This window comes from Streptomyces sp. 8K308, from assembly GCF_004348315.1.
GTDB lineage: Bacteria > Actinomycetota > Actinomycetes > Streptomycetales > Streptomycetaceae > Streptomyces.
The window spans coordinates 1-5,118 of sequence record NZ_SMKC01000435.1; the positions used below are offsets into that span (position 1 = coordinate 1).

Below are 5,118 nucleotides of genomic sequence, written 5' to 3' on the forward strand. Positions count from 1 at the left end.
CCTCCCATCCCACCCGAGCGGGCACGGGCTGTCCAGCCGGGCCACCTTCCGGCGCCGGGAACACCCGGGCCGGGCACCGCGTTTTCTGTCGTAAGAGGCTCAATTTGGTGTGCCCACGGGGGCGTTGACCAGTCACGGGAGTACGGTGCCCAGGACGGCCCGGGTGGGCCGCGCCGACGGGCGCGGTCGTCGCCCTGGCGGATCGGCCGGCGTGGTGCGGGGGTGGACCAACGTGGCGGAAGCGAAGGGAACATTTCCGTCGGAAGCCTCCTTTACCGTCCGGTCACAGGGCGTTCGTGATCACGCAACAACCGAGGACGACAGTGCTTTCATGGCAGACTCCGATGTACCGAGCGGCTCTATCGGCGTTCCGCGCCAGGGACCGCGGGGGGACGGTTCCGATCGCCGGTGGGCCGATGGCCGCCGGCGCGTGCCGGACGGTGGGCCGGCGTGCGACGGGGGGTCGGCGCGTCCGATGACCGATCTGATCCTGCTCCGCGCGGCGGGCCCCGACGACCTCGACGCGGCGCTCGCCCTGCACCGGCGCTGCTCGCCGGAGACGCTCGCCCGCCGCTATCACGGCCCGGTGGACGAGGCGGACGGCTACCTGCCGCACCTGCTCGACCCGCGGCACGGCCGCGCGTTGGCCGCCAGGACGGTGTCCGGCCGTCTCGTGGGCCTCGGGCACCTGCTGTGGGACGGCTCGGAGGCCGAGGTGGCGCTGCTCGTGGAGGACGCCTGGCAGCGGCGGGGGGTCGGCTCCGCGCTCCTGCGGTCGCTGGTGGAGATGGCCGCCAGGGAGCAGCGGGAGGCCGTCTACACCGTGGCGCCGCCGGCCGACGCGGGCATGCTCGCGGTGATGCGTGCCGTCGGCCTCGCGGTGGAGCGGCACCCGGAGGAGGGCGCGGTGGTGCTCTCGGCCCGGCTGGCAGGCCGGCCCACGGCGACCGCGCTCCCGGCGCGCGCCCGCGGCTGAGTCGCGCCCGGACGACCGGGGCCGCCGGCCCGTCGAGAATGTCGGGGCCGATCGCTGATGACGAACCCGGCCCCGGCGTACCAGGATGGACGCATGTCCGTTGACGTCAGTGACACCAGCACCTCGCTCCCCCGTCAGCTCGCCGACACCTATGTGGACGCGCTCGTCGAGCTCGACCCGATCACCGGCACCTTCCTCGGCGTTCCCGAGAGCGCCGACCGCCTGCCCGACTACTCCCCCGCCGGCCAGGAGGCCCGCACCGTGCTGGCGCGCACGACCCTGGAGCGGCTCACGGCCGCCGAGTCGCTGCCCGGCGCCGAGGCGGCGACCGAGCGTCGCTGCGCGCGGCTGCTGCGCGAGCGGCTGACCGCGGAGCTCGCGGTGCACGAGGCCGGCGAGTCGCTCCGCGCCGTGAGCAACCTCTTCTCGCCGATCCACGAAGTGCGGGACGTCTTCAACCTGATGCCGACCCGGTCGGACGAGGACTGGGCGACGGTGGCCAGGCGACTGCGGGCGGTGCCGGAGGCGGCGGAGAGCTACCGGCAGTCGCTGGCCACCGGGCTCGAGCGGCGGCTGCTTGCCGGTCCACGACAGGTCGCCACGGTGATCGGGCAGCTCGGCGAGTGGATCGGCGGTGCGGACGGCGGGAGTTGGTTCGCCGGCTTCGTGGCCGGGGGACCCGAGGGGCTGCGTGCCGAGCTCGACGCCGCGGCCGAGACGGCGACCGGCGGCGTGGCGCGGCTGCGGGACTGGCTGCGCGACGTGTACGCGCCGGCGGTCAAGGGCGCGCCCGAGATCGTGGGCCGTGAGCGGTACGCGCGGTGGGTGCGCTTCTGGAACGGCACCGATCTCGACCTCGACGAGGCGTACGCCTACGGCTGGTCGGAGTTCCACCGGCTGCACGCGGAGATGCGGGCCGAGGCGGAGAAGATCCTGCCGGGTGCCACGCCGTGGGAGGCGCTGCGCCACCTGGACACGGCGGGCGAGGCCGTCGAGGGCGTCGAGGAGGTGCGGGTCTGGCTGCAGCGGCTGATGGACGAGGCGATCGCGGCGCTGGACGGCACCCACTTCGAGCTGGCGGAGCGGGTCAAGCGGGTGGAGTCGATGATCGCCCCGGCGGGCAGCGCCGCGGCCCCGTACTACACGTCGCCGTCGCTGGACTTCGCCCGGCCCGGGCGCACCTGGCTGCCCACGCTGGGCGAGACCCGCTTCCCGGTCTACGACCTGGTCTCCACCTGGTACCACGAGGGAGTACCGGGCCACCACCTGCAGTTGGCGCAGTGGGCCCACGTGGCGGACGACCTGTCGCGGTACCAGACGACGGTGGGCATGGTCAGCGCCAACGCGGAGGGTTGGGCGCTGTACGCGGAGCGGCTCATGGACGAGTTGGGCTTCCTGCACAACGCGGAGCGCCGCCTCGGCTACCTGGACTGCCAGATGATGCGCGCGGTGCGGGTGATCATCGACATCGGCATGCACCTGGAGATGGAGATCCCGGCGGACTCGCCGTTCCACCCGGGCGAGCGGTGGACGCCCGAGCTGGGCCTCGAGTTCATGCGGCGGCACAACGGGCGGCCCGCGGAGTTCGTGGAGAGCGAGCTGGTGCGCTACCTGGGCATGCCGGGACAGGCCATCGGCTACAAGCTGGGCGAACGGGCGTGGCTGCGGGGCCGCGAGGCGGCGCGGGCGGCGCGCGGCGCGGATTTCGACGCGAAGAAGTGGCACATGGCGGCGCTGTCGCAGGGCTCGCTCGGGCTCGACGACCTGGAGGAGGAGCTGGCCGCGCTCTGAGCCGTGCGCCGGGCCGGGGCGCGGCCTGCCCACGCCCCGGCCGCCGGCTCAACGGGCGAATCCACCTTCCGAGTTGATCACCTCGCCGGTGATCCACCCGGCCTCGTCGGTGGCCAGCCAGCTGATCAGCCGCGCCGCGTCGTCCGGGGCACCCCAGCGGCCGCCCGGGAAGAGGCCCGCGACCAGGGCGTGTTGATCCCCGGTGAGGTAACCCGTGTCCACCGGGCCCGGGTTGACGGCGTTGACGGTGATGCGGCGCGGGGTCAGGGCGGTGGCCAGGCTGCGCACCGCCGAGGCGAGGGCGCCCTTGGCCACGGCGTAGGCGAGCTCGCCCGGCATGCCGCCGCGCAGGTCCTGGCCCGAGGTGAGCAGCACGACGCGTCCCGGGGGCGCCTCCTCGCCGCCGGTGGCGTGTCGCCTGGCGAACGCCTGGACCAGCAGCAGGGAGGCGCGGGCGTTCACCTGCCAGTGGGCGTCGAGCATGGCCGCGTCGATCTCGTCGAGAGTGCCGTCCCGGCCGCTCAGTGCCTGGTTGGCGATCAGAATGTCGAGCCGGCCGCCCAACGCCTCGGCGGCCGTGTCGACCAGCCGGGCCGGGGCCTCGGGGTCGGTCAGGTCGGCCGGGCCGTGTGCGGCCCCGGCGCCGTCGGCCAGCAGCTCGGCGACGTCGCGGAGGAGCCGATCAGGACCTTCGGGGTCGGCGCCCCAGGGTTGCTCGGCGTCGTGTGGCACATGGTGGTGGAGGTAGACGCTGGCGCCGAGGGCCGCGAGCCGGCGGGCCACCGCGTAGCCGATGCCGGCTCGTCGGCTGGCCCCCGTGACCAGCGCGGCGCGGCCGAGGAGCGGCCGTGGGTCACGGCCGGCGGAGGTGAGCTGATGGTGGGTCATGCGCCATGAGCCTGCCGGTCCCGGCGGTGCGTGTCAGCCGGTTTTCCGCCGCCTCAGCCGGTGCGATGGCGGACGGTGGAGCCCCGGCGGGTCTTGACGACCTCGAGCTGGGCGGGGATGCGGGCGCGCAGGTCGGGGACGTGGCTGACGATGGCGACGCTGCGATCGTGCTCACGCAGCCCGTCGAGCACGTCGAGCACCTCGTCGAGCGACTGCTCGTCGAGGCTGCCGAAGCCCTCGTCGACGAAGAGGGTTTCGAGCCGGGGGCCGCCGGCCTCCTCGGCGACGACGTCCGCGAGGCCGAGCGCGAGGGCCAGGGAGACGAAGAAGGACTCGCCCCCGGAGAGGGTGGCGGTGTCCCTGGCGCGACCTGTCCAGGCGTCCATGACGAGCAGGCCGAGGCCGGAGCGGGCGCGGTGGGCGGCCCTGGCGTCGGTGTGGACCAGGGTGTAGCGGCCGGCCGACATGCGGTGGAGGCGGGCGCTGGCAACGGCGGCGACCTGTTCGAGGCGGGCGGCGAGCACATAGGTCTCGAGCCGCATCCGGTACTCGTTCTCCGGCGAGGTGCCGGCGGCCAGGCTGGCGAGCCGGGTGATGCGGCGGGACGCGACGCGCAGCGGGGCGAGCTCGGTGGCGTCGGCCGCGGCGGTGGCGGACAGGGCGTCGAGCTCGGCGCGGCGGGCGCGGGCCGCCGCCTCGGCGGTGGCGGCGGCGCGCAGCCGGCCGGCAGCGGTGGCCAGGGCGGCCCTGGCGGCCTCGGGCTCCGCGGGCGGCTCCGCGGCGGCGGCGGTGGCCGCCGGGTCGGCGAGCGCGGCGGCGACGGCGGCGCGCTCGGCCAGCCAGGCGTCGACGCGGCGGCGCAGCCGGGCCCGCTCGACCTCCGGCAGGGCGGCCTCGGCCGCGGCGCGCGGGCTGTCGAAGCCGGCCTGGTAGGCGGCGTCGGCGAGGCGGCCGTCGGCCTGCTTGCGGCGGTCGGCGGTCTCCTGCGCGGCGCGGGCGGCGGCGGCCGCGAGGGCAAGCGCCTCGGCCCGACGGTTGAGGGCGGCGGCCCGGTCCGCGACGGTGGGGGCGTCGGCCCTGGCCCTGTCGATCTCGGCGCGCAGGGCGGTGAGCTCGGCCGCGAGTGCCGCCCGGCGGGAGGCGCGGGCGGCGCCGCGGCGCTCGGCGTCCCGGCGCTGGTCGAGCAGGCGGGCGTGCGCCGCCTCGGCGGCGGCGATGGCCTGGCGGGCGGCCGGCTCGCCGGCGGCCTCGGCGCGGGCCGCGGCGAGATCGGCCTCCAGGGCGCGCACGGCACCTGTCAGGGCCTCGGCCGGCTCGTCGCCGGCCTCGGCGGCCGCTGCCGCGTGGTCCGCGCGGAGCGCGGCGAGGTCCTGGCCCGCCTGGGCGCGGTGCCGCTCCGCGGCCTGGTGGGCGGCGCGGGCGGCCTCCTCGGCGGCCCGGTCAACGTGGTCGGAGGTGGGGCG

At 76.2% G+C, this 5,118-nt stretch carries 4 protein-coding genes; 2 read left to right on the forward strand and 2 right to left on the reverse strand.

Translation table 11 applies throughout. From position 1 onward, the window contains the following. Nucleotides 1-475: 475 nt before the first annotated feature. Nucleotides 476-976, forward strand: a complete 501-nt coding sequence (locus E1265_RS33400; protein ID WP_347877282.1) for a GNAT family N-acetyltransferase — start codon at nt 476-478, stop codon at nt 974-976. Between the two features lie 93 nt (nt 977-1,069). Then, nucleotides 1,070-2,767 (forward strand): DUF885 domain-containing protein, encoded by a 1,698-nt coding sequence (locus tag E1265_RS33405; protein WP_132934704.1) that lies wholly within the window; start codon nt 1,070-1,072, stop codon nt 2,765-2,767. 48 nt (nt 2,768-2,815) lie between these two features. Here the strand turns inward: E1265_RS33405 and E1265_RS33410 are convergent, their stop codons facing one another. Next, nucleotides 2,816-3,655 carry an SDR family oxidoreductase gene (locus tag E1265_RS33410; RefSeq protein WP_132934705.1) on the reverse strand — a complete coding sequence of 280 codons (840 nt, stop codon included), beginning with the start codon at nt 3,653-3,655 and terminating at the stop codon, nt 2,816-2,818. Between the two features lie 53 nt (nt 3,656-3,708). Further along, nucleotides 3,709-5,118: SbcC/MukB-like Walker B domain-containing protein (locus tag E1265_RS33415; protein ID WP_279571489.1), on the reverse strand; the 1,410-nt coding region annotated here is incomplete at its 5' end.

What these genes read in the sequence shown, in the direction of transcription:
- E1265_RS33400 (WP_347877282.1), top strand. Translation starts at nt 476, where the DNA reads ATGACCGATCTGATCCTGCTCCGCGCGGCGGGCCCCGACGACCTCGAC.
- E1265_RS33405 (WP_132934704.1), top strand. Translation starts at nt 1,070, where the DNA reads ATGTCCGTTGACGTCAGTGACACCAGCACCTCGCTCCCCCGTCAGCTC.
- E1265_RS33410 (WP_132934705.1), bottom strand. Translation starts at nt 3,655, where the DNA reads ATGACCCACCATCAGCTCACCTCCGCCGGCCGTGACCCACGGCCGCTC.